Below are 23,198 nucleotides of genomic sequence, written 5' to 3' on the forward strand. Positions count from 1 at the left end.
AAGGAGAAAACAGTGGCAGAGAATGATTTTAACTTATTGCCGTTGCTGGATTATATCAATCCTGCCACGGTAGATTACCAGACTTGGGTGAATGTGGGCATGGCCTTAAAACATGAAGGATATACAGCATCTGACTGGGATAACTGGTCACAAAACGATAGCCGGTACAAGAAATTTGAATGCTTCAAGAAATGGGATACCTTCAACGAAGAAGCAGGAACTATTGTAACAGGTGCCACGATTACCCAGCTAGCAAAAGAAAATGGCTGGGTGTCGCAATCCAGCTACGATAGCGATAACGCTCATGAGTTAGGCTGGACCGATACAATAGACCGTGATTATCGTGTCATTGATAAAGACTGGATTGAAGGTAAGGAGATTCATGAGCCGACAATTTGGAATCCGGTGCAAGAAATCATCAAATACCTTGAAACACTTTTTGAAGCTGGTGAAAATGTAGGTTATGTGACCAAATGCTATCCAAAGACTGACGACGAAACTGGCGAGATTGTCAAATGGCTGCCAACCAAGGGAGCTTACGACCGTACAGCTGGTGAGTTGATTCAGCTCTTACAAGAATGTAATGGAGATATTGGAGCTGTCCTTGGTGACTATCACGAAGAAGCTGGCGCATGGGTTCGCTTCAATCCCGTGGATGGCAAGGGTGCCAAGAACGAAAACGTGACAGATTTCAGATATGCCCTGGTTGAATCCGACAGTATGCCAATCGATAAGCAAAATGCCATCTACAAAGAACTTGAATTACCGATTGTTGCCTTGGTTCATAGCGGAAATAAGTCGCTACATGCCATCGTCAAAGTAGATGCCAAGAATTACGAAGAATACCGTAACCGGGTTGATTATCTTTATAAAATCTGTCAAAAGAACGGCATTATCGTCGATACACAGAATCGAAATCCAAGTAGACTATCTCGTATGCCTGGGTTCATACGTAATGGACAGAAGCAATTCTTGGTAGATACCAATATCGGTAAGACTGATTGGGATGAATGGTATCAATACATTGAAGATTTGAACGATGATTTACCTGATCCTGAAGGATTGGCCGACAGTTGGGATAATTTACCAGAATTGGCTCCTGAGTTGATTAAGGGCGTTCTTCGACAAGGTCACAAGATGCTAATTGCTGGACCATCTAAGGCTGGTAAGTCATTCGCTTTGATTGAGATGTCAATCGCAATTGCAGAGGGGAAGAAGTGGCTCGGTTGGGATTGTACGCAAGGGCGTGTCCTCTATGTCAATCTGGAGCTAGACCGTCCGTCTGCCCTGCATCGATTCCGCGATGTTTATCAAGCCATGGGATTACCACCACAGAATATCAGTAACATAGATATCTGGAATCTACGCGGCAAGACCGTACCGATGGACAAGCTGGCGCCTAAGTTAATCCGTCGAGCTTTGAAGAAAAATTATATCGCAGTTATCATTGACCCGATTTACAAGGTACTTACTGGTGACGAGAACAGCGCAGACCAAATGGCGCACTTTACCAATCAATTCGATAAGGTAGCTACAGAGTTAGGCTCTAGCGTTATCTACTGCCATCACCACTCAAAGGGGAGTCAAGGTGGCAAGAAGTCCATGGACCGTGCTAGTGGTTCGGGTGTATTCGCTCGGGATCCTGACGCGCTTATCGACTTAGTAGAGCTGGAAGTGTCCGAAGAATTGCTTACTCAAAGACTGAATCAAGCAGCGTGCGAGGTTTACAAGCAGGCTTTACAAGAACGAAATAACGCTTATTACCAACAGAATGTCGGACTAGATGATCTCTTGAGTCCTGCGCAGATGAGAACGCACTTTGAGAAAGGGATTCCGGACGTGATGGAACGTGCTCCATTCGTGGATAAGCTCGAAGAAGCTCGCAAAAAGATCCAGATAGCAACTGCATGGCGTGTCGAAGGCACGCTTCGAGAGTTTGCCAAATTTAAGCCAGTCAACATGTGGTTCAGCTATCCAGTGCATGCGCTTGATGAGACGGGCGTGCTGGCGGATATCCAATTGGACGATGATAAACCGGGGTGGATGAAAGCTAAAGAAACTCGCAAAAAGAACGCAAAGGAAGACAAAAAGCAAAAACTGATAGAGTTTGACGAAGCAATCGAAAACGCGAACTTCGGCGAACCACCCTCAAAAGAAGATGTAGCTGAGTATTTAGGAGTGTCTATAAAAACAGTTACTCGCAGATTGAATTCATCTAAAAAATATTGGTTCGACAAGAACTCAAATTCGATAAAAGAAAAAGGACAAGACCATAAAAACGTGGTCGTGTCCGAATAAGACAGCACCATAAATTTATGGTTGTGTCTTTGTCTTAAAAAGGACAGACAAGACCATAAAAACGTGGTCGTGTCTTGGACAGACAACTATATATTATATATATAGATAATGTCCTGTCGTCCATCATGTCCATACCTGTATAGACAGGGTTGCCTAAAACGCACCCTGTCATATACAAGGGCCATGGACTAAAAGCGAAATTTAAAAAAGAAAGGAAGTGCATTTTTAAAAATGTCTATTGAATTCTTTTTACCAATGCAAAAAATTCCAACGACGACCCACCAGCAAAAAAAGGTAAACGTACAATTTGGTAAGCCGATCTTTTATGAGCCAGAGGAGTTGAAAAATGCCAGAGCAAAATTCGAAAGCTTGCTTGCCCAGCATGTGCCTCCGGATAAAATTAAAGGAGCAATTCGACTGACAGTCAAGTGGTGCTTTCCTCGTATCAAAAGAAGCTACGATGGCCAGTACAAGATCACAAAGCCAGATACAGACAATCTGCAGAAGCTACTCAAGGACTGCATGACAAAACTTGGCTACTGGCAAGATGATGCACAAGTGGCCAGCGAGATTGTCGAGAAGTTCTGGGCAGACACTGTCGGGATCTATATCAAGATTGAGGAATTGCCATGAAGATTGACTACATAGATTTCTTTAGCAGGGTCATTCCGGAGTGGATGGCGCGCAGCAACCAGAAAAGCCAAGAGGTCGGATTTGGCTCGGACGCTTATTGGCTTTGGGTGGTGACGTCAATCGGAGAGGTTTGCAAACAATACAATGATGATGAGCTAGTGACAGAGCAGTTCAGTCTACTCTTTAACTGGCTTGAGAAACAGGCAGGATAAACCATGAAATACAGCAAACAAACAATAATTGAAGGACTAAAGCATTCAATCGAAATCACAGAGCAGGAAATCGAGGGGTATTCGAAACCATGCGATAAACGAGTGGCACAAGGTCGTACTGCTCATCGCGAATTTTTGAAGAAAAAACTTAAGAAAATGAAAGAACAGTTGAAGGAGCTGGAAGATGAATAATCAGGAATTGATTGAACGGATAGAAGGCTTAAAAAATATTTTTGGCAACAAAGCAGAATATATTGAGATAGACGCGGTAATAGAACTTATTTCTAAACTAGACGAACCAGAAGCAGGTCACGCAGACGAAGCGCCACGCTATGTAAAGAACGTACTAGCACGATTGCGAGAATTGCCATTGCATAATCGTGAAGTTTGGCTAAAGGCTATCATGGGTGAATTTGAGCAGGAATTTAGTCATGCAAAATGGCGTGAAGGCTATGAGCAAGGCAAGTTTGAGGGTATGGTTGAACGTGAAAAAGTCACAATCCCGCAGTTTGTGGCGGATTGGATTGAGTATTGTAAAGTCAAGAAAATTACTTTAGCTCACGCACTATATCGTTCTGAAGGAGCAATAAACAAAAGTGTTTATCGTTGGATTGTCGAAAGCTTAGGTCACCAAGAAACCTTCGCTCGAGCATGGCTGGACGGCTACGAGGTCGAGAAAGAGAGGAAATACATTGTAACTCTGAAATCAAGTGGACAAAAGTTGTACTATCACACTGAAGATGAGGATTATATTTTCTCTAGCTATGATGGAGTATTCTATTCAGAATATCACACTAAAACTGATCTAGAAGAAAATGGTATGAGTTGGATATTCGATTGTGAGGGTGTGGAAGTTCAGGAGGTGCAAGAATGAGCTTTAGTCAACAAATTAAAACAAGCAAAAGCGACGAATATTACACGCCTAAATATGCAGTAGAAATCATTTTACCTTATATAGAAAGGTTCAATCATATTTGGTGCCCGTTTGATAAAGAGCACAGCGAATTTGTCAAAACGTTACAACAACTCGGAAAAAAAGTAACTTTCGGACATATTGAAACAGGTCAAGATTTCTTCTGCTATGAGCAAGTACCAGAGGGGGCTGAGTGTATCGTAAGCAACCCGCCTTTCAGTAAACGAGATAAAGTCTTTTTGAAATTGTATGAGTTAGGCTTGCCGTTCGCTATGATTATGAACAATAACGGGCTTTTTGACAGTAAATCAAGATATGAGCTATTTAAAAAGAATAATTTTGAGCTACTTATACCAAAAGGCAGAATGAGATTTTTTGACGAAACAATGGAAGTTAAAAACAGTCCTAACTTTCAAAGTATTTACGTATGTAACGGGATTTTAGAAAAACAAATTGAATTTTGTGATATGGAGATGAAATAAAAGGATAAGAAGATGAATAAACAGGAATTGATTAAACAGGAATTGATTAAACAAATTAAAAAGTTATTTATATTTGGTGTAAAAGATTATATCGAGAGAGAGGAGGTTCTAAAACTTGTGGAACAACTAAACGAACCTGAAAAAGTCAGGATTCCACGTTTTGTTGCGGATTGGGTTTCTTACAATAAAGGATGGCATAAGACTTTGCAGTATGCACTAGCGAACGCTTCGGATAAAGTACTATCATGGCTTTGCGAAGATAAGCTAAACCGACAAAACATCTTCGCTCATGCTTGGTTGCACGGATATATACTAGAAAAAGAAAATCGGTATTTGGTGAAGTTTAAAGGACTTAATCCTAATTATATTTTTTTGAAATTTCATCAATATGATAATGATAAGACTTGGTTTGTTGGCGGAGAACAAGAATATGAATTTTTTAGAAAACACCACACCCGCAAAGAATTAGAAGAAGCTGGCTTCGGCTGGGTGTTCGATTGTCCAGGGATTGAGATTGAGGAGGTGGAGTGATGGAATCATTTGCACACTATTTTAGAGACACAATTGATTTTAGGTAAGCAAGTTTTAGAAATTGTATTGGATTTGCTAAAAAACGAATCAAAAACAGGGGCAGTTTTGCCCTTAAACATAAATGATTACGGATTTACAATTACAGTAGAAAAAGAGGTGGAGTGATGGGTTATGATTTGGAAATCTTAGCGAAAATGGAAAACGGAGATTATATTTGTATTGCCGAACCTAAATATAGTTCTCCAACCTACAATCTTGGAAGAATGTTTAGGGAGGCTATGGATTGGGACTTTTACCAAGGCATAATTTACAATGTTGCTGATATTTTTGAAAATATTAAACGTGGTATATCTGAGTTAGAATGTCACCCTGAAAAGTATGTGCAGTATGAGCCCGAAAATAAATGGGGAACGGTCAATGATGCATTAGATGTTTTGAAATCGTTAAGGGATTGTATTTTAGAAAAAGACGTTGAAACAAAATATTTATATGTGAGGTGGTAAAATGAAACGATTTATCGCAATCTGGATTTTATTGTCTGCTGGATTAAATATTTGGCAGAGTATCCAGATTAAGAAATTAGAAGAAAAGCGCCCGATGGTTGTCTACAAAGCGGATAACGCAGGCGCTGAGATATTCGGCAAGGTCGTCGAAAAAGGGCGACACGGCAAGTTATACACGATTACGATTCGTGACTACGGTGTGTTCGCGGTTACGAAGGAAGTGTACGAGAAAGTGAAAGTTGGGGATGAGGTGAGAATATGAACACACTACAAAATGTAAAGCAATGGTTTATAGACCGCGACCTTGAAAATGGTGGACGGCTGGACAAGCAGTCATTAAAACTGAGTGAGGAGTTTGGTGAGCTATGCGCTGGCTATCTCAAGAAGAATGAACAACTGACCAAGGATAGTATCGGAGACTGTGCAGTTGTGATTGTCGGGCTGGCCTTGCTCATCAAGGAAGATGTGAATCAGATTTTCAAAGAATCTGATAATATCAAGAGAAAAGATGCAATGGAAAGCTTCATCTCACTTAATGCAAATATTAGTGAGTTTCAACTATCACAAGGATTTGCTAGCAAGGAATTATGTCGGCATAATCTAGTACGTTGCATTGGTTATCTGAAATCAATCAGCTATGAACTTGGCTATAATTTTGTCGCCTGCTTTAAAATGGCATACAACGAAATCAAAGACCGTAAAGGTCGCTGGATTGACGGAACTTTCGTTAAAGAGGAGGATTTGGGATGATACCAAGATTTAGAGTGTGGGATAACGAAAAAAAGAAATTCGTAGAACATTTTTTTATCACAGATAACGGCTTGATTTGCAACATGGAAAAACCAAGATCAGATCACAAACTTCTTATCCCTGTCGAAAAGTCAGAATTGATTCTCATGCAATCAACAGGATTGTTTGACAAAAATGGCAAGGAAGTGTTCGTCGGTGACATCGTGAAATGTACAAGAGGATGTCTCCATGAAGTATATTTAGAAAAAGAATACGGTGGCACATTCATAGGCGGAATGCCTGCTATATATCTAAAAGGTTTGAGAGAAGGATATGCGTGGACTGAACACGAGGAAATCATTGGCAATATCTATGAAAATCCTGAGCTTTTGGAGGAGAAAGAATGACAAAATTTGTTCAACTAGTGCCCTTAAAATATGGCGAGATGAAAGAACCTATTACAATTAACATTGATTGTATCCAAGGTGTTTTGAAACACGATATTTATCTTAGTAAAGTATTTGTAAGTGATGAGATGATAGAACATCTAAAGGATCAACTAACTGCTGATAAGTTCTTGTATGTAATCGAGCCAACATACGAAAAGCTTGTAGCTATTTTAACTCAGGAAGAGGAAGATGATGGATTATGATAAACCTTTAACAAAAAAACAGTGTGAATTATTCGCTTTCATGCTAAAACAAAAGAGGATTGTTAACAAGGTTACTTTGAAGGAATTAGGAAGTAAACTAGGCTATTCAATCGCAACAATCTCAAATTGGGAGAATTTAAAATCCGCTCCTGATCTGTACAATGTTGAAGATGTAGCGACTTATTTCAATCTTCCTTTGAATGTTTTTATCGGAGAGGGGTGATAGGGTGCAGAGAGCTATTGAGAAAGAACTTAAAAAACTAAAATTTAAGAATGTTAAAATACAATCTTTACATTGCGAAATCATCAATCTAAGGTCTGGTATTATGAAAGGTCAGGTTTTTGACAGTATGCCGAAATCTCAGAACAATGATAATCGCACCGAAGAAATGAACATCAAGGCTATTGATCGTATTACTGAACTCTATCAGGAAATCGAGAGGGAATACAAGGAGCAAGAGGAACTTGTCAGAGCGATTGAAGAGTTAGAGGAGCCGATTGAGAACATCGTAATGCGATTGCTGTACATAGATGGTCTGCCTTGGTCGCAAATACAAAGAAGGTTGAATTGCAGTCCAGCTACTATCCAGCGGGCTAGGGATAAGTCCTTGGTTAAACTCTCTAAAATGTTTGATAGTAACGATAGTAAATGATAGTTTTAAAGTGCTATTATGGTATTGTCAGCAAGTACGGTAAAGCGGACTGATGACTCCTTTAACTTTTCGTAACGACATCAGGGATATAAGCTGGTGATTTCCTCTTTATCTTTTTGGGTTCAATCCTTGATGTCGTTATTTTTTAGATTTTTAGTGTAGTGGTAACACAACAGTCTCCAAAACTGTTATCGCGGGTTCGATTCCTGCAAAGTCTGTGAGAGGTCTTGCATTTTTTAGGGCTTAGCCTAGATAATCTGTGGTAACTCAGGAAAAGGATGTTTTTAAATCTATCAAACTTCCTGCCAGCAATGGTCGATCTAAGCAATTTAATCTTAACTATTTCAGTTTTGGAATAGGTGGACGAAGTTAAAGCAGAAAGATTCCAACGGCAAGGTGCTGAGGAAATGCAAATGTGGCAGTTTGGCTGTGAGACGAGTCTATAAGAGGAAATAGGTATTTGGTTCGAGGTGCAACAAGAGCTTAATACCATATCTTACAAAAATTGGGTGCCTCCCAAAAGTATGTAAGGTGAGTCGATTGTCCGCAAAACAATCGATAACAAGCAGGCGCTGTGCATTTTGTTCTTCAAAAGAGAATGAAACACATGGCGATGCGTGTCTGTGATAGATAAAAGATGATTTTTATATTTAATGCTATTCAAAATAGAAAAAAACTCAAAAAAGCAAAAGTCATCGCCCGTCATAAACGAAAGTGTACTTCGGCAATTAGATTGCCTGCTCAAGTCTCGCAAGGATGAGAGTAAAGTCAAAGAGTAAAGCAGCTTAGACTTTTAGCGGGGTCTTCGTTAATTGAAAAATGGCTTAGTAGTTTATGATGTAAGGAGTGATTGGTCTAACCAATCGTGCATGAGTGATACAAGTAGGAATATTTGTGGACAAGATAATAAACTATAAGTTATCAAAAGTCACTCGTTTAAAGCAGTAGTCTCATGCTGGTTAATGGATATATGGTAGACGGATGATGTCACAGGTTCGAGTCCTGTCGTTCCAATTGTATCTCTGTGAGTAGCTATCACAATAGGGGTACAGGGCGGTAATTAGATTTAGGCTAATTAACCCGTAGGACAGAGATAAAGTAGCGCTATATAAGGCTCTGGTGGGGGAGGCACCCACTTACCGCATACAGTCACACAATCGTGTGGCTTTTTGTTTTGTAGAAAAATGGAGGTGATGGACATTGGGTTAAATCAAAGACAAAAGATGTTTGCGAGCGAGTATTTGAGGACAGGCAATGTCTATCAATCTGCAATATTCGCAGGTTACAGTGAAGCTTATGCTAAAACAACTGCTAGTAAATTGCTAGAAAATGCAAGCGTTAAAACGTTTATACAAACAGAAACCGAAAAGATGCACGATGAGAATATCCTGAGTGCCAAAGAGGCTCTTTCAATCCTTTCAGACATTGCAAGAGGCAAGCGACTCGAAGAAGTTTTGATGATGAACCCTGTCACTGGCGAGGTGGATAGAGTTACGAAAAAAGCGGATAATAACACGGTTATTAAAGCAATAGCCGAGATATTGAAACGATATCCGACTGCCAAACAAGCTGAAAAACTTGAGCTTGAAATAGAGAAACTTAAATCTCAAATTGGTATGGATGACGAGCATGACGATAAGCTTGTAGAGTTTGCTAAGGCTTTGAGAGGCGCTTTTAATGACAAGTAAGTTCACGCCAAAACAAGAACAAGTCCTTAGACGAGTTTTAAACGATGACTTTTTTATTTGCGGTTTGCATGGTGCAAAGCGTTCAGGTAAGACTGTTTTGAATAATATGGTCTTCCTAAATGAAATTGATAGAGTTAGAACAATAGCTGATAAGTTAGACATTGATGAACCGATGTATATTTTGGCTGGGACATCTTCGACATCGATACAAAATAATATCATTCAAGAACTCTATAACATGTTTGATATTGAGCCAAAATATGACAAACACGGAGCGTTTACTCTTTGCGGAGTCAAGGTTATTCAAGTCTATACTGGCTCGATTTCAGGTTTAAAGCGAGCTCGTGGTTTCACAGCTTTTGGTGCCTATATAAACGAGGCATCGTTGGCCAATGAACAAGTGTTCAAAGAAATCATCTCACGTTGTTCGGGAGAGGGTGCACGGATTGTTTGGGATAGTAACCCAGACATCCCGACTCACTGGCTCAGACGAGATTATATCAACTCTGAGGACGATATGATTATAGACTTTCATTTCAAGTTGGATGATAATACATTCATGTCTGATAGATACCGTGAGAATATAAAATCAGCCACACCGGCAGGCGTCTTCTATGACCGAGACATCCTTGGTCTTTGGGTGACTGGCGAGGGCGTCGTCTATCGTGATTTTAGCGAGAATATGTTTGTGAATGAAGTACCAGAAGACATCACGAAGATATACGCTGGTGTTGACTGGGGTTACGAACACTTTGGCTCTATTGTTGTTATTGGAGAAACCTCAGATGGTTCGGTTTATCTGCTAGAGGAACACGCTCATCAGTACAAAGAGATAGATTTTTGGGTAGATATCGCTAAGAACATCAAAGAACGATATGGCAATATTACGTTCTGGGCAGATAGCGCACGACCTGAACACGTTGCCAGATTTCAAAGAGAGCAATTAAAGACGTTTAATGCTAACAAAGCAGTCTTGTCGGGTATTGAAGAAGTCGCCAAGCTGATGAAAGCCGGGCGCTTTTTTGTGGTCTCAGATAAGGTCAGCAAGTTCAAAGATGAGGTTTATCAGTATATTTGGAACGAAAAGACGGGTGAGCCAGTAAAAGAAAATGACGACGTACTGGATGCAGTGCGTTATGCGATTTATTCGCACCATTCACAACCGAAAGCAACCGTCCGCAGGCGTTCACAATATGGCCTATAGAAAGGATTTAAATGTATCAGATTTTAACTTATCCACGGGATGGATACGATGAAACAGCTTTGAACAAGGAATTGATTTATAAGTTGATTCGCAAGCACACGCAAGAGCGCAGTCACTTGCAGAAATTGAAGAAATACTATTTGGGTGAGCATGCTATTTTGAATCACACGAGAAGAAATCAGAATGCGCCGAATTATAAGACGGTAGCTAATCATGCTAAAGATATCGCAGATACGTCTACGGGCTATTTTATGGGTAATCCTATCAAGTATAACAATACTGCTGAGAGCGACCTTGAGCCTTTGCTTGAGGCTTTCGATGGTGCTGAAATAGACCAAGTAGATGCGCAGAACGCTTTGAATATGGCTATCTATGGACGTGCTTACGAGTACATCTATGCGAAAGAGGGATTGACTGAGCTTGATTCGACTAGCGTAGATCCTGAGAATGTATTTCTTGTATACGATGATAGTATCGAACGCAAGGCCTTGTTTGCAGTCTACTACTACGAAATCAAGGACGACACGAAAGATGCTACTAAGTATCAAGCAGAAGTCTTTACTCAGAATCTGCACTATCACATTGTGCTGCGTGATTCGAGCAAAGGAACGACGCAGAATGAGAATGTAGAAGAACACAATCTTGGCCAAATCCCAATCATCGAATACCGCAACAACCACTTTGCGATTGGTGATTATGAGCAACAAATCAGCTTGATTGATGCTTACAATTCGTTGATGGGTAACCGTGTAAATGACAAAGAGCAAGCAGTTGAGTCTATCCTTGTTCTGTACGGTGCGCAGTTAGCAGACAACCAAGAAGAAGCTAGAGAGGCAATGAGTATACTTGCTGAAGAAGGTCTTTTGGAATTGCCAGCAGATGCCAAGGCTGATTTCTTAAAGAATGCCTTAGACGAGAACGCAACTGAAATCTTGCGCAAGGCCTTGAAAGAAGACATCTACACATTTAGCCATGTACCGAATTTGACAGATAAGAATTTCGCAGGCAATAGCTCGGGCGTAGCCATGGAATTCAAGCTACTGGGCCTTGAAATGATAACTAAGACGAAAGAAGCAAACTACAAGCGAGGTCTTAGACAGCGTATTGCTATCTTCGCTCATTATTTGGGCATGCAGCAGATTGCACTTGAAGCACATTCAATCGTGCCACAGTTCAGCCGTGGGTTGCCTAAGAACTTGCTCGAATTGTCGCAGATTATCAATAATCTTGAAGGCAAGGTCTCACTTCGTCAGCTTATTTCTCTCTTACCATTCGTTGAAGATCCTGACGCTGAACTGGAAGAACTTGAGGAAGAAAAAGAGAAGAATATGGAACGTGTACCATTCTTTTATCAAACGAACACGAAGCCAGACGATGAGGTAGCAGATGAAGAACAAGGACTACTGGACCAAGAGGAAGGCTAATCTCATCTATGAGCAGATGGATAAGGCCGAGAAGCAAGCGGACAAGTTCGACGAGATTTACAAGCAATCTAAAGCCTATTTAGATAAGCAAATCAACAAAGTCTTTGATAAATTCCAACGTGATTATGGATTGAGCGAGCGTGATGCTAGACAGGTCTTAAAGAACATGAAAGACCAGAAAGACCTGAATGAACTTCGCAAGGTTCTTGAAGCTAGACCGAATGACCCGAATATCCAACGGTTGCTTGCTGATTTAGACAGTCCGGCTTACGCTCATCGCATGAAGCGGTTAGAACGTCTAAACGATGATTTAGACCGTATGCGTGAGTCTATCTATCGCTCTGAGAAATCAGGCTCAGATGCCTTTTATAGCGACCTCATGAAAGATAGCTACTACAAGGCTACCTTTGACCTGCAACAGCAGACAGGACTAGCATACGGCTTTTCTGGGCTTCCTGAGAGCGAGATTAAACATCTACAGTCTTTCAGTTGGGTAGGTGACGGAAGTACGTACTCAACAGACATCTGGAAGAATACAGGGAAGCTTACTTCAAGCATAAAAGATGAACTGCTCATGAGCCTCATGACAGGCCGAGATATACGAGGGACTGCACAAGCAATTGCTGAGAGGTTTAATGTAGGTCAGAATGATGCAAGGCGTTTGGTTCGGACAGAATCAGCCTTTTTTCATAATCAAATGGAACTGCTCAGCTATGAAGAAGCAGACATAGAGAAGTATATCTTTGTGGCCGTCTTAGACAAGCGTACATCACGTATTTGCCAAGAGCACGATAATGTAGTTTATCGAGTGGATGAAGCTGTACCTGGCGTCAATCATCCTCCTATGCATCCATGGTGCAGGTCTACGACTATCGCACATGACGAGGACGCAGACTACAGCAAACTAGAGCGTAGGGCTAGAAATCCTGAAACCGGTAAAGTTGAGTACGTACCTGCTGATATGACTTATAAAGAGTGGTATAGCAAGTATTTAGATGGTGAGGAAGTTGGTAAGATTGACTTTTCCAAACTTACTTCCGAAGAAATCAATAATCTTGATTTTGATGATCTTTTAAAATATTTTGACTGGGCAGCTGAACAAGATGCTTTAAAAGAGAAAGCAGAAAAAGTCGCTTTGCAAGCTCGAGAAGATAATGTTCCTTTGGCGCGACGCGATTTGGTGGATCGTTTAGAGAAGAGACTTAGAACAACAAATTTTGTTGAAGTATTTGGTGAAGAAAATGCACAAGGTCTTTTAAGAGAATTGCGTTTCTTCCCGAATGATGATTTTGTGCAATCTCTCTACGGTTCAGTAGATAAATTATCATTTGCCAGAACAAGAGAAATGAACTCTCGTGTAAGTACTACAAAAGTCTATCTTTCTAAAAGTGATTTTGCTTACAACAAGAAATTTAATCAGAAGGCGCATTCGATCGTTCTTCATGAATTGACTCATGGCATTGATAATATTGCAAGCTACTTCGGCGCCCCAGAATTGGGAGCCAAAGCCTTCAGTAGTCAGTATGACTTGCATAAAGTCATAAAAAAAGATATGGACAATTATATTTTCGGGGACATAAAGCTCAAAAGAGGAGCATCTATGGATGAGAAACGAGACTTTTTTAATCTTCGACAAGCTAAAGTAAAAGATTTCAAATCGGAATTATATGAACTGGCGAAGAAACTAAACCCAGAAATTCGTCCTGAAGGAAATGCGGAGGTTGTAGCATTTGCATCAGATATGATGAGTTCTTTCCGAAGTGCTGAATATGGACATCAGGTCTTCGGACATGAGGATATTTATTGGAAAGATAAATCCAATCGAGGGATGGAATTTCTTGCAGAATACACTCAAGCGCAAATGACACCTGAAATAAAAGCATTTTATGACAAAGTTTTTCCAAATTCTGTTAAAATATACAACAAGATATTTGAAGATATTTCAAAATTGAAACTAGAAAACCAAAAGCCGCTTGTTTGGTAGGGAGGGTATAGAATGTTTTTTTGGAAAAACGAAGAAATTTATAACCAATTCAAAGAAATTGGAGAGCGATACAGAAGCCATTTTGGAGAAGATTTTCCGGTATACCTGATAGTTCCTTTTGAGGTGACTGAGGAAGTTCTTTTAAAATATAATTCAGTCGTGAATTCGTGCATTAAAAAAAATGAAGCATTTGAAAAACCGATTGATTACGATGACAGAATTTATTAAGCACCTAGAGAAATCTAAGTGCTTTTTTCGTGCTCGGAAAGGATTAAAAATGGATATAGCAAGAATTGGGATAACTAACGTAGAATTTTCAGGATCAAGCGAAAGTGACTCAGCACACTCAGCGACAGTTAAATTAGAGTTAGATATTTATGGGACGGATACGTTCAGTGCGATTGAGTTACTACCTAAAATATTAACCGACATTTCTTCATTATCTTATGAAGTTGATTGATTATAACTAAGAAAGGAGTAAAAGATGTTTATTTGGGAATGGATAGCAATCGCTTTCGGGTGGTTGTTATTTTTTTGGCTATTCGTTTTAATTGCAGGAACTTTTCTTGCGATTTTAACAGGTTTCAAAAACAGAAAGTAGGTGATCCGATATCTTGACTAGCAGGAACAGACTGCTATAAATCACTGTAAATTGCTATAAACCGTGTCAGATTTGATGCGGTTTTTGTATTTAAGGAAAATGTGTAAAAAATGAAAGTCAAAGAACTTTGTGGCGTGATAGAAAAAGAAGCTTATGTTTCGGTTTATCACGAAAATGAACTTTTAAAAGGAGACTATCCATGCGATTTTCTTGATTGCGATTTGATTGTAAAAAGAATTTCTGTGATAGCTTGTGAAGTTATCCTTATAGAAGCTTAAAAAAGAAAGGAACTAAAAATGGAAGATTGGAAAGAACGCTTTAAAAAAGAATACTATGAATTGAGAGAACGATTCCAGAAGTTAGATATGATGATTGATAAATACGAAAAAGGACAGCTAGAGTTTGAACCTAAATGTCCAATTGATTTGTTAAAAGGTCAGCGTTCGACTATGTGGAATTATTTAAAAATTCTAGAACAACGTGCAGAAATTGAAGAAATTAAACTATAAAACTTAACCGTATGGAATCCCGCGCGGTTTTTTGATTGTCCGAGCATTGAAGACGTAAAAAGCCATGGAATTATACAGTCGGGGACGACTTTAAAAATAGGAGGTTCGCAATGAACGAAGAAACACAAACAGTCGAAACGGTTGAAGTCCAAGAGGTACCTGCAGAACCTGCACAACAACCGCAAGACGAGAAGAAGTACACGGACGCAGACGTCGATGCTATCATCGATAAGAAATTTGCTAAGTGGAAATCAGAGCAAGAAGCCAAAGAAAACGAAGCGAAGAAGCTTGCCAAGATGAACGCTGACGAGAAACAGAAATATCAGTTAGATCAGCGTGAGCAAGAACTAGCTACTCGTGAACAGGCTGTTGCTCGGAAAGAATTGACCGCAGAAGCTAAGGCAATGTTAAGTGAACGTGGCTTACCAGTTGAATTAGTATCCGTGGTCGATTTGTCAAACGCTGAAGCCGTGACTGAATCAGTCGCAAGCATTCAGAAAACGTGGGAGGATGCGGTTCAGAAAGGCGTATCCGAACGCATGAAGGGTAGCGCACCTATTAAGACTGCGCCAACAAATCAGCAAGAAGTCACCGAAAAATGGAAACAGGACTTTTTGCGCTAGAAGAATTAAAAAATGAGGTAAAAATAAATGGCATTCGAAGCATTAAACACAGCAGAATCACGCAAGAAACATCTTGGAATTATCGAGGATGTCCTTGCGGTAAATTCATACGCAACACCACTCTTGACACCGAGCGAAGCAGTGACTCTAAACGGTCGCTCATTCACAGTCGCAACAGGTAACACAACTGGTCTCAAAGACTATAAACGCAACCAAGACAACGAATTTGATCACGTTGAAGTTGAAGAAAAGGTCTACACTCTTGAAGAAGAGAAATACTGGGGCCGTTTCGTTGACCAATTGGATGAACGTGACTCAAACGGTCAAGTAAACATTGAATATGTAATTGCTCGTCAAGCTGCTGAAGTTGTAGCTCCATATCTTGACAAACTTCGTTTCGATGCAGCACTCGGAAACGTAAGTGACAATGTGGTCATGGGTAAAACGGCAGGAGCGAACAACGCATACAATGCGGTTCTTGATGTTTCTGAGAAATTGGATGAACTTGGAATCACCAAAGAACGCTTGCTCTTTGTCACACCAAGTTTCTACAAAGCTATCAAGTCTGAAATCGTACGCTTGCCACAAGGTGACGCAGACAAGAAAGTTCTTGGCAAAGGATATGTTGGTGAATTGGATGACTACACAGTCTACAAAGTACCTTCTAAATTCTTGCCAAATGTAAATGCCCTTGCAGCTGCTCCTGGTGTTGTGACATCGCCAATTCAAATCGACAATACTAAGTACAACGACAATGTGCCTGGTCGTTTTGGTGAATTGGTAGAACAATTGCTCTACACTGGAGCTTATGTCCTTGAACACTTCCAAAAATACATCATCACAATCGCAGATACTAAGCCAGCTGCTAAGGAAACAGCCCAAGGCAAGACAGTGAACCGTGCTAAAAAATGGAAGACCGGAAAAGCCTACAAAGAAGGTGATACAGTAACGCATGAAGACAAAGTCTATGTTGCTATCAAAGACATCACCAGCTCAACCGACGCACCAGACTCTGACTCAGCTAACTGGAAAGTCAAGAAATAAGGTCTGACCTATGAAAGTTAGAGTAAAACAAGCTTTCAATGACTGGCAAGCGAAAGTGAGACGACATGAGAATGATGTTTTTGAGATGACAGACGAGCGTTTCAACGAATTGTCACACAATCTCAAGAGCGAGTTCTCAGTCGATATCGCTGACGTTGTCGAGATCATTGACGTAACCGAAACCCAAGGAGACGAGACGACTCCTTTTGACTAGGAGGTCTTATGGAACTTGAAAAACTAAAACAATTGACGGGCGAGAGTGACGAAACAGTCCTCTCGTCTTTACATTTAAGGGCTGAAAACATCATTTTATCTGAGACGAACCGAGAGAAGCTGACGCCAGCGCTCAACAGACTACTACCTGAACTTGTAATTGAGCTCTACAATCGCTCTGGAAGCGAAGGAGAGCAGTCTAGAAGTGAAGGTGGTATATCTGTTACCTACGGAGAGTCTGGCTTGTCTACGGGCCTTTTACAGCGTATTCGGATGCATCGATTAGCGAGGGTGGCAGGTCATGTTTTTGAAAAAGAATAGACTGAAACCATATAACCTCAAGCGGTTCAAGAAGACCGTGACAAACGAGGGGGTTGCTAAAGAAGGATATGCGGACGAGATTGAAGAAGTACACCTTGAGTTGTGGCCAGCGACTAGCAAGCTACAATCTGAAATCTACGGTGACCGTGTCAACGATATCTTGAATGCGAATGCGAGCAAGGATACAGATATCAACGTCAAAGACGGCGTCTGTATCGATAGCAAGACAGAGGTCACGCATCGGGTTATCTCAAAAAAAGTATACAGCAAGCATCAAGTTTTGGAGTTGGAACGTGTCAGGTTTAATCGGAGCAGATAGCTTAATCGCTAAGTGTCGTAAGCTATACGGTGCAAAGAGTAACGAGATAGTGGGACAAGCGGTCTTGCATGCTGCTAAAACAGTCGTACAAGCCGAAGCTAAACTCGGAGCACCAGCGAACGAGGGTGAGTTGAGGAATAGCATCAGAGTTCGTCTAAAAATGAACGGCAACAAGATATCGAGCGAAGTCTTTACAAACTCAGACCATGCTGCCTATGTCGAACTCGGAACGGGTCCGAAAGGACAAGCTAACCATTCAGGCATATCACCAGAAGTGAGCGTGTCTTATCGGTCTAGTCCGTGGTACGTGCATGAAGACCAAATCAACGTAGGACCTTACCACTTTGCAAAAAGAGGTGAGTTCTATAAGATGTATGGTCAACCTGCTCAACCTTACTTGTATCCTGCTTTGAAAGATAACCATGACCGTGTATCTAGAAGTGTTTCAAAATACGTCAGCAGAAAGATAAGAGAACAGATAAAATGATTAATATTAAACCCTTAATTTACAAAGAATTGCAAAAGGTCGCAGATAATGTGACCGATACTTATCCAAGCGATTGGGAGACTTTCCCAGTCGTTATTTTTTTGGAAGAACAGAACAAGCCGGGCGATTGGTTCGATGACAAAGAGCAAAAGTCATACGTTCGTTATAAAGTTGATATTTTTGACAATGAAAGCACAACTGATTTATCAATTAAAATCAATGAGATTTTCGCTATGTCTGGTTTACAACGGACCGAGTCACAAGATATGCCTGATCCGTCGCATCTGAGACATAAAGTCATGAGATTTGAGGGTGTTATCGACCCAAAAACACAGCTTGTTTATCAATACAGAATGGAGAATTAAAACATGTTAGCAAATGGAATTAAGCTTGCTTTTAGCAAAACTAAAGGCGATTACCAAAATCTTGTAGGTTTGAAAGAGGTACCAGAGTTTGGTATTGAACCTGAAAAAGTCGAGAATACAACTCTTGCAGACAAGGTTAAAAAATATGAATTTGGTATTGGTGACGCTGGGGAACTTGAGTACAAGTTCGCTTATGATAACACAACTGCTACTTCACCTTATCGTGTCTTGCGTAATGCTGCAGACAATAAGGAGAAGCTCTACTTTGAGCAAACCTATCCAGACAACACCAAGGTCACTTTTGAAGGACAAGTATCTGTCAAACTCGGTGGTGGCGGAGTGAACTCTGTTATCGAATTCACGCTCAAGATTGCATTGCAGTCTGAACTCGAATTTAAAGACGGTTTGGGAGGTTAATAGATGGCTCTACCATACGCAATTTGGAAAGTCAGTGAGGATAAGGAGTTAAAGCTCCGTCTCACATCCTTGCAAGCGACCAAAGTTGAAGAAAAAATCGGAGCGAATTTGCTCAAGGTATTCATGCCGGCTGATGGAGAGGCTTTTGCTTTGCCACCTCTTAAAGTCATGTTGCTGTTGACTCATGGAGCACTTCAAAAGTTTGAGCATGGAATCTCATTTGAAGATGTATCTGACCTATACGATGACTACGTAGATAACGGTGGAGACCAGGCTGCATTCATGGCAGACGTTATTTTGCCGATGTTGCAAGTTTCGGGTTTTATGCCACGGGAGAAGGAAGGCAAGAAGAAAACTCCCAAGAAATCCAAAGCGAAAATGGAAGTAGTCAAGTAGAATCGGTTGCTGTATTATCAGTAAAAGAAATGGTTGAGGGGCTTTATCCGATGTTTTTAGATATCGGGGGCAAGCCCCTCGATTTTTGGGATTTGACGGTGCTTGAAATCAGAGAAATGATTGAAAGCTACAATCGTGTCAATATCCAAAAACAAAAAGAAAAAATCATTGAATCATACAGACTTTCGCAGATGATAGCAAATAATGTATCCTTGCTGCTTTCAAAAGATGCTAAACCGCTTGAAATATGGGACTATGCTCCTGAACTTTTTGAGAAAGAGCGAGAGCAGGTCGAACAAGCAAGATTGGCTCAAGAATTGAAATTGCACAAAGAACGCATGCGCATGTTTGCTGAGAGTCACAACCGAAAATTGAACATGAAAGGAGAATAGATGGGAGTTACACTTGACGAGCTCAAGGTTATGATTGATGCCGAAATCGCACCTTTCAAAAACAAGATGAAAGAAGTCGAGAATAAAGTCAAAGATGCCTCTAACAAAGTACAAAACTCAACCAACAAAATCAAGGCACAATCAGGCTCTATGATGGGTGTGTTTGGTAAACTAGCCAAATTCGCTGGATTTGCTTACCTTGGTAAGAAAATGCTTGATGTTGGCATGTACTCAACTCAGATGGCTCTTGAAGTCACGGCATCGGTTAACCAAATCAAGCGTCAAATGGGCGAGAGCTCACAGACATTCTTAAAATGGGTCAACGATAACGCGAACGCTATGAATATGGGTGTTGGTGAGGCGACAAAATATGGGGCGGTATATTCAAACCTATTTTCAGGCTTTATCAAGGACTCGAACAAGTTGAGCGCATACACTGCTAAGATGTTGCAGACATCTGCAGTTGTAGCTGAAGGTTCAGGGCGCAGCATTACAGACGTTATGGAACGTATTCGCTCTGGTTTGCTAGGGAACACCGAAGCAATTGAAGATTTAGGAATCAACGTCAATGTGGCCATGATTCAGTCCACGGAAGCATTCAAGCGTTTTGCAAATGGCCAAAGTTGGGACCAACTCGACTATCAGACCCAGCAACAAATCCGGCTTATGGCTATCCTGGAACAAGCGACTGCTAAGTATGGTACAACCTTGTCACAATCGGTCAATGGTAGCATCAGCTTGTTCAAGTCGTTACTGAAAGACTCAGCTCTCAATATCGGTAACGCATTCTTGCCGATTATCAACGCGATTATGCCAGTCTTAAACTCATTTGCTATGGTCTTGAAGAACGTGACTGCTAAGCTCGCTGAGTTTATTGCTTTGATGTTCAATAAGAAAGCGACTGTAAAAGACGGTGTAGCTGGTGCAGTTGGTAACATGAATGGAGCTATGCAAGATGCTGCAGGTGGCGCAGGAGACCTTGCTGATGCTATGGGTGATGCTGACGATGCTTCGGGTGGCCTAGCTGATAATCTCGGAGACTCTGCCAAAAATGCCAAGAAAGCAGTCAAAGAATTGCTTGGCTTAGCTGGATTTGATGAAATAACGCTTTTGAACAAGAAAGATGATTCTGACGACGGAGACGGTGCTGGCAAAGGCAGTGGTGGCGGTAAAGGCAAAGGTAAGAAAGGTAAAGGCGGAAGCGGACCTTTCAAGGATATCTTGCCAGAAGTCGCTCTTACCGACATGGATAACCAGTTCAAGAGTATCTTTGATGGTCTAGGAGATAAGCTGAAAGGGTTGTTTGATCTCTTCAAAAAAGGTTTTAATGCTGCATTCAGAGCCGAGGGTCTGGAACGTATTAAGAATGCTTTAGGTCGAATCAGAAAGACTCTTGAAGAAATTGCTACTGATCCACGGGTAGTTAATGCTTTTAATGGCATGGCTGGGAAGATAGCATACTCTCTAGGGCAGATTACAGGCTCTCTAGCAACGGTTGGAGTCGGTATCGGTGTTTTCCTTGCCGAAAGCATTGCAAATGGTCTAGAACGTCAAAAAGAGCGTATTATTCGCTCTCTAGTAGCTCAGTTTGAAAATACGGGCAATATGTTTGCATCGGCTGGAAACATCGCTCAGGCATTTGCAGACGGCTTCTATGACGTCATTACATCGACTGGTGCTATCCGTATTGGAGGTGCGATTACGTCTGCTCTTTTGGCTATTCAAGCTAGCGTCACTGAGGTTAGTTACAAGCTCGGTGGCGACCTTATGCATGGTATCGAGCGAATTGTTACAGATAACATGCCTGGTATCGCCAGTTCGCTTTCCAATTCCCTGTCTGCCGTTGCTCCTGTTTTCGAAAGTGCAGAACAGGCAATCAATGATATGTCTGATTCTCTCAGCCGTGTGTACGATAATTATATTCGGCCAACGATTGAATCATCAACGAAAGCTATATCAAGTATTATCAGTTTGTTTGTAAAAGGTTGGAATAATTACATCCAACCAATTATCGAAAAACTCGGTCAAGGTTTCTCGGACACAATTGACAAACACATCTCGCCAATGATCCAGAAGATTTTGGAGATGGTCGCAAGCTTCCAAGAAATGTCACAAGTCATTAATGCTTATGTAGGACCTGTGATTGGCTTTTTCGTTGAGCAATTGACGAGAGTTCTGGCTCCAACTCTTGAATACATCGGAGAAGTCTTCCGTGTATTATTCAACACAGTTGCTGATATATTTGGAGGAATAGCTGACTTCCTAAAGGGCGTGTTTGATATTATCACTGGCATTCTTACCAGTGATATGGGCAAGATTTTCGACGGTTTCACTGAAACGGGCGATGCCATCATGAACATCTTGTCTACAATCTTAACTGGATTGTTAGATTTAACAGTAGCGGTTTTGAAAGTTATATGGGATACGATTGTAGCAATCTTCCAAGCAATCTGGGATGGTATTGTAGCGATATTCACTCCGCTTGGCGAATGGTTCTCAGAACGCTGGAACGACATCACAACTGTTTTAGCCGACGTGGCTAAATGGTTTGGTGATATGTTCCAGAAAGCTTGGAATGCCCTAACGAATGTATTCTCTTCAATCGGTACTTGGTTTGGCGAACGCTGGAACGACGTGACGACTGCGCTTGCTAACGTCGCAACGTGGTTCGGGAACATCTTCAAGACTGCATTTGAAGCGGTCAAGAACGCATTTAGCACGATTGGAAGTTTCTTCAGTGGCGTTTGGACCACGGTCAAGAACATCTTCGTGAATGCTGGCCAAATGGTCGGTAGCGCAGTGGGTGGCGCGTTCAAGAGTGCAGTTAATGCGGTTCTTGGAACGATTGAAAACGTGGTGAACGGCTTTATTGGCATGATTAACGGTGTTATCGGTTTAATTAACAAGATTCCGGGCGTCTCTCTTGGAAGCGTTGGCTATGTAAGTCTCCCTCGATTGGCTCGTGGTGGTATCGTCGATAGTCCGACAGTAGCCATGATTGGTGAGGCCGGTAAAGAGGTTGTAATGCCGCTTGAAAATACTGGATTCTTGCAGACTATGGGTCGCATCGTAGGTGGTGCGGTCGTAAACGCTCTGGGCGGTGGTTTACCACAATCTGGAGGCTTCGTCGGTAGCGGTGACATCGTCATTCAAATCGGTGGACACGAATTTGGTCGTGTGGCTATCCAAGAAATCAATCGAGAACAAGAACGTGCAGGACAAGTCTTGCTTAACATTTAAAGGGAGGTAAAATGGCACGCTTAATAATCAATGGGGTGGCTGTTAAGCCTCCTAAATCTTTTCAAGTTGGCATCCAAGACATTGACGGAGAAACAGGCCGAAATGCTAACGGAGATATGGTGCGTGACCGTATCACGACTAAACGAAAATTAGATTGTGAATGGGGCATGCTGACTCAAGATGAAATGAGTCAGCTTTTAAATGCCGTCTCAGCGGTCTTTTTTGAAGTCTCTTATCCCGACCCAGTAAGAGGTCAAACAACAGGTACTTTTTACGTTGGAGACAGAACGGCTCCAAGTTATTCATTTACAAACGAGCTCAAGCCATGGTCGGGCGCTAAATTCAATCTGGTAGAAAGGTAGGTT

General features: G+C 41.2%; 33 protein-coding genes and 1 tRNA gene. All 34 read left to right on the forward strand.

What is annotated here, in order from left to right; translation table 11 throughout:
* Nucleotides 1–12: 12 nt before the first annotated feature.
* Nucleotides 13–2,298 carry an AAA family ATPase gene (locus SNAG_RS00185; protein ID WP_096405682.1) on the forward strand — a complete coding sequence of 762 codons (2,286 nt, stop codon included), beginning with the start codon at nt 13–15 and terminating at the stop codon, nt 2,296–2,298.
* Between the two features lie 231 nt (nt 2,299–2,529).
* Nucleotides 2,530–2,931, forward strand: a complete 402-nt coding sequence (locus SNAG_RS00190; protein ID WP_096405683.1) for a RusA family crossover junction endodeoxyribonuclease — start codon at nt 2,530–2,532, stop codon at nt 2,929–2,931.
* A gap of 44 nt (nt 2,932–2,975) precedes the next feature.
* Entirely contained in the window at nt 2,976–3,143 is a 168-nt protein-coding gene (locus tag SNAG_RS00195) for a hypothetical protein (RefSeq protein WP_443031039.1), read from the forward strand.
* Between the two features lie 3 nt (nt 3,144–3,146).
* The gene (locus SNAG_RS00200) at nt 3,147–3,335 is read left to right on the forward strand and encodes a hypothetical protein (RefSeq protein WP_096405687.1); all 189 of its coding nucleotides are present in this window, start codon (nt 3,147–3,149) and stop codon (nt 3,333–3,335) included.
* A complete protein-coding gene (locus SNAG_RS00205; protein WP_096405689.1) occupies nt 3,328–4,017 on the forward strand; it encodes a DUF1642 domain-containing protein in 690 nt (229 codons plus the stop codon). Before SNAG_RS00200 ends, SNAG_RS00205 begins: the two co-directional genes overlap by 8 nt.
* On the forward strand, nt 4,014–4,538 hold the full coding sequence (locus SNAG_RS00210; RefSeq protein WP_096405690.1) for a hypothetical protein: 525 nt from the start codon (nt 4,014–4,016) through the stop codon (nt 4,536–4,538). Before SNAG_RS00205 ends, SNAG_RS00210 begins: the two co-directional genes overlap by 4 nt.
* A gap of 12 nt (nt 4,539–4,550) precedes the next feature.
* Nucleotides 4,551–5,069 (forward strand): DUF1642 domain-containing protein, encoded by a 519-nt coding sequence (locus tag SNAG_RS00215; protein ID WP_231906642.1) that lies wholly within the window; start codon nt 4,551–4,553, stop codon nt 5,067–5,069.
* Between the two features lie 164 nt (nt 5,070–5,233).
* Nucleotides 5,234–5,572, forward strand: a complete 339-nt coding sequence (locus SNAG_RS00220) for a hypothetical protein (RefSeq protein ID WP_096405692.1) — start codon at nt 5,234–5,236, stop codon at nt 5,570–5,572.
* Between the two features lies 1 nt (nt 5,573).
* On the forward strand, nt 5,574–5,834 hold the full coding sequence (locus SNAG_RS00225; protein ID WP_096405693.1) for a DUF1372 family protein: 261 nt from the start codon (nt 5,574–5,576) through the stop codon (nt 5,832–5,834).
* A complete protein-coding gene (locus SNAG_RS00230; RefSeq protein WP_096405695.1) occupies nt 5,831–6,322 on the forward strand; it encodes a MazG-like family protein in 492 nt (163 codons plus the stop codon). The genes SNAG_RS00225 and SNAG_RS00230 overlap by 4 nt, the downstream gene beginning before the upstream one ends.
* On the forward strand, nt 6,319–6,708 hold the full coding sequence (locus SNAG_RS00235) for a YopX family protein (RefSeq protein ID WP_096405696.1): 390 nt from the start codon (nt 6,319–6,321) through the stop codon (nt 6,706–6,708). The genes SNAG_RS00230 and SNAG_RS00235 overlap by 4 nt, the downstream gene beginning before the upstream one ends.
* Nucleotides 6,705–6,953 carry a hypothetical protein gene (locus SNAG_RS00240; RefSeq protein ID WP_096405698.1) on the forward strand — a complete coding sequence of 83 codons (249 nt, stop codon included), beginning with the start codon at nt 6,705–6,707 and terminating at the stop codon, nt 6,951–6,953. Before SNAG_RS00235 ends, SNAG_RS00240 begins: the two co-directional genes overlap by 4 nt.
* Nucleotides 6,940–7,176 carry a helix-turn-helix domain-containing protein gene (locus SNAG_RS00245; RefSeq protein ID WP_231906643.1) on the forward strand — a complete coding sequence of 79 codons (237 nt, stop codon included), beginning with the start codon at nt 6,940–6,942 and terminating at the stop codon, nt 7,174–7,176. The genes SNAG_RS00240 and SNAG_RS00245 overlap by 14 nt, the downstream gene beginning before the upstream one ends.
* Nucleotides 7,177–7,279: 103 nt before the next feature.
* Nucleotides 7,280–7,606 carry a DUF1492 domain-containing protein gene (locus SNAG_RS00250; protein ID WP_231906644.1) on the forward strand — a complete coding sequence of 109 codons (327 nt, stop codon included), beginning with the start codon at nt 7,280–7,282 and terminating at the stop codon, nt 7,604–7,606.
* A gap of 147 nt (nt 7,607–7,753) precedes the next feature.
* Nucleotides 7,754–7,824: transfer RNA gene (locus SNAG_RS00255), tRNA-Trp, on the forward strand.
* A 975-nt stretch (nt 7,825–8,799) separates the two neighbouring features.
* Entirely contained in the window at nt 8,800–9,294 is a 495-nt protein-coding gene (locus tag SNAG_RS00260; protein WP_096405703.1) for a terminase small subunit, read from the forward strand.
* On the forward strand, nt 9,284–10,498 hold the full coding sequence (locus tag SNAG_RS00265; RefSeq protein WP_096405705.1) for a PBSX family phage terminase large subunit: 1,215 nt from the start codon (nt 9,284–9,286) through the stop codon (nt 10,496–10,498). The genes SNAG_RS00260 and SNAG_RS00265 overlap by 11 nt, the downstream gene beginning before the upstream one ends.
* A gap of 11 nt (nt 10,499–10,509) precedes the next feature.
* Entirely contained in the window at nt 10,510–11,922 is a 1,413-nt protein-coding gene (locus SNAG_RS00270) for a phage portal protein (RefSeq protein WP_096405706.1), read from the forward strand.
* A complete protein-coding gene (locus tag SNAG_RS00275; protein WP_096405708.1) occupies nt 11,885–13,906 on the forward strand; it encodes a minor capsid protein in 2,022 nt (673 codons plus the stop codon). Before SNAG_RS00270 ends, SNAG_RS00275 begins: the two co-directional genes overlap by 38 nt.
* A gap of 12 nt (nt 13,907–13,918) precedes the next feature.
* Nucleotides 13,919–14,134, forward strand: a complete 216-nt coding sequence (locus tag SNAG_RS00280; RefSeq protein ID WP_096405709.1) for a hypothetical protein — start codon at nt 13,919–13,921, stop codon at nt 14,132–14,134.
* 483 nt (nt 14,135–14,617) lie between these two features.
* Nucleotides 14,618–14,785: a hypothetical protein gene (locus SNAG_RS09725; RefSeq protein WP_157740105.1), complete on the forward strand. Its 168-nt coding sequence runs from the start codon at nt 14,618–14,620 to the stop codon at nt 14,783–14,785.
* A gap of 18 nt (nt 14,786–14,803) precedes the next feature.
* Nucleotides 14,804–15,016 carry a crAss001_48 related protein gene (locus tag SNAG_RS00290; protein ID WP_096405711.1) on the forward strand — a complete coding sequence of 71 codons (213 nt, stop codon included), beginning with the start codon at nt 14,804–14,806 and terminating at the stop codon, nt 15,014–15,016.
* Between the two features lie 110 nt (nt 15,017–15,126).
* Nucleotides 15,127–15,639, forward strand: coding sequence for a DUF4355 domain-containing protein (locus tag SNAG_RS00295; RefSeq protein WP_096405713.1), 513 nt, complete (start codon nt 15,127–15,129; stop codon nt 15,637–15,639).
* Nucleotides 15,640–15,666: 27 nt separating this feature from the next.
* A complete protein-coding gene (locus tag SNAG_RS00300; protein ID WP_096405714.1) occupies nt 15,667–16,683 on the forward strand; it encodes a carbohydrate-binding protein in 1,017 nt (338 codons plus the stop codon).
* Between the two features lie 10 nt (nt 16,684–16,693).
* On the forward strand, nt 16,694–16,897 hold the full coding sequence (locus SNAG_RS00305; protein WP_096405716.1) for a hypothetical protein: 204 nt from the start codon (nt 16,694–16,696) through the stop codon (nt 16,895–16,897).
* An 8-nt stretch (nt 16,898–16,905) separates the two neighbouring features.
* Nucleotides 16,906–17,217 (forward strand): phage head-tail connector protein, encoded by a 312-nt coding sequence (locus tag SNAG_RS00310; protein ID WP_096405717.1) that lies wholly within the window; start codon nt 16,906–16,908, stop codon nt 17,215–17,217.
* Nucleotides 17,198–17,536, forward strand: coding sequence for a hypothetical protein (locus SNAG_RS00315; RefSeq protein ID WP_096405719.1), 339 nt, complete (start codon nt 17,198–17,200; stop codon nt 17,534–17,536). Before SNAG_RS00310 ends, SNAG_RS00315 begins: the two co-directional genes overlap by 20 nt.
* Nucleotides 17,511–18,023: an HK97-gp10 family putative phage morphogenesis protein gene (locus SNAG_RS00320; RefSeq protein WP_096405720.1), complete on the forward strand. Its 513-nt coding sequence runs from the start codon at nt 17,511–17,513 to the stop codon at nt 18,021–18,023. The genes SNAG_RS00315 and SNAG_RS00320 overlap by 26 nt, the downstream gene beginning before the upstream one ends.
* Nucleotides 18,020–18,388: a hypothetical protein gene (locus SNAG_RS00325; protein WP_096405722.1), complete on the forward strand. Its 369-nt coding sequence runs from the start codon at nt 18,020–18,022 to the stop codon at nt 18,386–18,388. The genes SNAG_RS00320 and SNAG_RS00325 overlap by 4 nt, the downstream gene beginning before the upstream one ends.
* Nucleotides 18,389–18,391: 3 nt before the next feature.
* Nucleotides 18,392–18,805: a phage tail tube protein gene (locus SNAG_RS00330; protein WP_096405724.1), complete on the forward strand. Its 414-nt coding sequence runs from the start codon at nt 18,392–18,394 to the stop codon at nt 18,803–18,805.
* A gap of 3 nt (nt 18,806–18,808) precedes the next feature.
* Nucleotides 18,809–19,201, forward strand: coding sequence for a DUF6096 family protein (locus tag SNAG_RS00335; RefSeq protein ID WP_096405726.1), 393 nt, complete (start codon nt 18,809–18,811; stop codon nt 19,199–19,201).
* Between the two features lie 50 nt (nt 19,202–19,251).
* A complete protein-coding gene (locus SNAG_RS00340; RefSeq protein WP_096405728.1) occupies nt 19,252–19,593 on the forward strand; it encodes a hypothetical protein in 342 nt (113 codons plus the stop codon).
* Nucleotides 19,594–22,833 (forward strand): phage tail protein, encoded by a 3,240-nt coding sequence (locus SNAG_RS00345; protein WP_096405729.1) that lies wholly within the window; start codon nt 19,594–19,596, stop codon nt 22,831–22,833.
* A gap of 11 nt (nt 22,834–22,844) precedes the next feature.
* The gene (locus tag SNAG_RS00350; protein ID WP_096405731.1) at nt 22,845–23,195 is read left to right on the forward strand and encodes a DUF6711 family protein; all 351 of its coding nucleotides are present in this window, start codon (nt 22,845–22,847) and stop codon (nt 23,193–23,195) included.
* Nucleotides 23,196–23,198: the final 3 nt, after the last annotated feature.

This window comes from Streptococcus sp. NPS 308 (genome assembly GCF_002355895.1).
GTDB lineage: Bacteria > Bacillota > Bacilli > Lactobacillales > Streptococcaceae > Streptococcus.